This is a genomic window from Streptomyces misionensis, assembly GCF_007896895.1.
Classification (GTDB): domain Bacteria; phylum Actinomycetota; class Actinomycetes; order Streptomycetales; family Streptomycetaceae; genus Streptomyces; species Streptomyces misionensis_A.
In genome coordinates this window covers 155463-158496 of record NZ_VOGW01000199.1, presented here as the reverse complement: position 1 = coordinate 158496, position 3034 = coordinate 155463, and the positions used below count along the sequence as shown (strand labels likewise).

The 3034-nt window shown below is 74.1% G+C and carries 3 protein-coding genes and 1 pseudogene; 1 reads left to right on the top strand and 3 read right to left on the bottom strand.

The genetic code is table 11. The annotated features are described in order from the left end of the window. Positions 1–189, top strand: a pseudogene (locus tag FRZ03_RS37335) (M23 family peptidase); the annotation flags it as partial. A 12-nt stretch (positions 190–201) separates the two neighbouring features. Here the strand turns inward: FRZ03_RS37335 and FRZ03_RS37330 are convergent. From FRZ03_RS37330 to dprA, 3 genes are all read right to left on the bottom strand, one after another. Further along, positions 202–759, bottom strand: coding sequence for a TetR/AcrR family transcriptional regulator (locus FRZ03_RS37330; RefSeq protein WP_146469636.1), 558 nt, complete (start codon positions 757–759; stop codon positions 202–204). Between the two features lie 63 nt (positions 760–822). Continuing rightward, positions 823–1665, bottom strand: a complete 843-nt coding sequence (whiG, locus tag FRZ03_RS37325; protein ID WP_146469521.1) for an RNA polymerase sigma factor WhiG — start codon at positions 1663–1665, stop codon at positions 823–825. Between the two features lie 311 nt (positions 1666–1976). Further along, a partial coding sequence (gene dprA / locus FRZ03_RS37320; RefSeq protein ID WP_146469634.1) for a DNA-processing protein DprA occupies positions 1977–3034 on the bottom strand: 1058 nt, incomplete at its 5' end.

The following is a 3034-nucleotide window of genomic DNA, read 5'->3' as shown; positions in this document are numbered from 1 at the left end:
GAGGGGGACGAGGTGGCGGCGGGCGAGGCGATCGGGGCGGTGGAGGCGACGGGGGCGCACTGCGGCGCGTCGGTCTGCGTCCACTGGGGTCTGCTGAGGGGCGGGACCTATCTGAACCCCTTGGCCCTGCTTCCGCCGTGGCTGCTGGGGAGGGGGCCGTCGAGACTGCTGCCGGTCCTCACCGGCTGACCCGGGGCGCCCTCAGCCGTGTACGCCCCGGAGCACCATCGCCACCGCCGCGTCCGTCACCGCCGCCGGGTCCTCGGCCGCGCCGAGCTCGATCCGCCGTACCGCCGCGTCCACGACGCCCTGCACCAGCATCGCCGCCAGCCGCGGCTGCTCGTGGCCCAGCTCGCCCAGCGCCTCGACGATCATCGCGACCAGTTCCCCGTGCGCCGCCCGGATCTTCTCCCGCGCCCCGGCGTCCAGCTCGCTCGCGGAGATCGCCACGACCGCCCGGTGCCGCCGGTCCCCGACCAGGGCCAGCTGTCGGCGGACGTACGCCTCGACCCTGCCCTCGGGCGTCCCGGCCAGCTCCATGGCCGCGGCCACCTCCGCCGCCCACAGCGGGAAGTCGACCTCGCACAGCTCCTCGACCACGGCGGCCCGGGAGCGGAAGTACTCGTACACGGAGGAGCGCGCGAGCCCCGTCCGCTCGGCCAGCGCGGGGAAGGTCAGCGCCTCCGTACCGCCCTCGGACAACAGAGCACGAGCCGCGTCCAGCAGGGCGGCTCGCTGCATCGACCGGTGCTCGGCCACGGAGGCCGCTCTAATCCTTGGCACGTCAACCACTTTAGGACGCCCCGTACGAACGGGGGCCCCTCAGCGTCCGAAGCTCGCCAGCTTGGCCCGCAGCTGGAGCACCGACTTGGTGTGGATCTGGCTGACCCGGCTCTCGGTGACGCCGAGCACATTGCCGATCTCGGCGAGGGTGAGGCCCTCGTAGTAGTAGAGCGTGACGACGGTCTTCTCCCGATCGGGCAGTGTGTTGATGGCGCGCGCGAGGAACCGCCGCAGCTCCCGGTCCTCGGCCACCTCCACGGGGTTGTCCGCGGCGGTGTCCTCCAGCGTGTCCATCAGGCTGAGCCGGTCCCCGCCCTCGGCGCCGACGTGCAGCAGCTCCTCCAGGGCGACGACGTTGGCGAGCGACAGCTGGCTGAAGACGGCGTGCAGTTCGTCGATCTCCATGCCGAGTTCGGCGGCCACCTCGCTCTCGGTGGGGGTGCGCCGCAGCCGGGCCTCCAGGGTGGCGTAGGCGCGCTCGACGTTGCGCGCCTTCTGCCGCACCGAGCGCGGGATCCAGTCCAGCGCCCGCAGCTCGTCGATCATGGCGCCGCGGATCCGGGTGATTGCGTACGTCTCGAACTTGATCTCCCGGTCGATGTCGAACTTCTCGATCGCGTCGATCAGCCCGAACACCCCGGAGGAGACGAAGTCGGCCTGCTCGACGTTGGGCGGCAGGCCGACGCTCACCCGGCCCGCCACGTATTTCACGAGCGGCGAGTAGTGCAGGATCAGCTGCTCCCGCAGCCGGTCGTCCCCCGTCGCCTTGTACGACCGCCACAGCTCGTCGAGCGTCGAGGGAGCGGGCGGCCGCACGCTGCCACCGTCGCGGGCGGCTGGGGGGATCGCCGCCCGGTCGGACCCGGAGGTGTGCTGGGGCATTCGTCGCCTTGTGCCGTTCTGCCGTGAAGTGCCGTGACTGTGCGTGGGTGCGGGGTCGTGGCCCGGAGGGGCCGGCTGGGTGAGCTGTCGGTCTGATGTCGAGTTGGTGCGGTCTGTGGAGGCGTTTTCGTGAGCGTAGCGTGACTGGGGAGTCGCGGTGTGCGAACGGCGAGGCACCACCCCTGCGCGGGGCCCCGCGCGCCGCCTCCCCGTCACGTTGCGCAGCTCGCTCTGCGTGATGGCCGACGGGCGCCAACTCCGGGAAACCCCAAGGGTGTCGGGTGTTCCCCCGGACGGCCGAACACGCTCGGTCAGCATGGGGTGCGGCCCGCGCGGGCCGAGATCATCGCCTGGCGTGTCAACTTCCAGCCATCGCCATGTCGTTCGACGTATCCAAGTGCTCGGAGTTCGTACAGTTTCGCGATCGCCTCGTCCGGCGTGGTGCCGGCGCCCAGCGCGACCTCCCCGGCGGGGGCCGCGCGGTCCCCGGGCAGGGCGGCGAGGACGGTCCGCGCGGCCGGTTCCAGCAGGTCGCGGGGGAGCACCGGGCCGGTGCGCGGCGGGGCCAGTTCACCCATGTCGCCGACCATCTCGATCACCTCGGCCGCGTCGGTGACCAGGGCGGCCTCACCGCGCAGCAGTTCGTGCACGCCGGCGGAGAGGGCGCTGGTGACCGGCCCCGGGACCCCCATGGTGTGGCGGCCCAGGCGCTGGGCGGCGCGCGCGGTGGCCAGGGAGCCGCTGCGGCAGGCGGCCTCCACCACGACGGTTCCCCTGGTCAGGGCGGCGATCACCCGGTTGCGCAGGATGAACCGGCTGGGTGTCGGGTGGTCACCCGGGGGCAGCTCGCCGACGACCAGGCCCTGCGCCGCGATCCGCTCGATCAGGGCGGTGTGGCCGCGGGGGTAGGGCCGGTCGACACCGCTGGCGAGGACGGCGACGGTGGCGCCGCCGGCGGCGAGGGCACCGCGGTGGGCGGCGGCGTCGATGCCGTAGGCGCCGCCGGAGACGACGACCCAGCCGTGTTCGGCGAGCCCGGTGGCGAGGGTGGCGGCGACATGCGTGCCGTACGCGGTGCAGGCGCGGGCGCCGACCACGGCGACCGATCGCAGCGCCCATATGCGCAGGCTGGGCCGGCCGCGGACCCAGAGCCCGAGGGGCCGGGCGTCGGCGAGGTCGTCCAGCTGCCCGGGCCACTCGGGGTGTCCCGGTGCCACGAAGCGCGCGCCCGCCGCCCGGGCCACCGCGAGATCGCGCTCCGGATCGGCCCGGCCGGCCCGCGCCACCAGCCCGGCCCACCGCACCGCGCCGACGCCCGGGAGCCGGTCCCCCCCGCCCGTGTCGGCCCGGCCCACGTCAGCCCGCCCAC

What these genes read in the sequence shown, in the direction of transcription:
- whiG (WP_146469521.1), bottom strand. Translation starts at nt 1,665, where the DNA reads ATGCCCCAGCACACCTCCGGGTCCGACCGGGCGGCGATCCCCCCAGCC.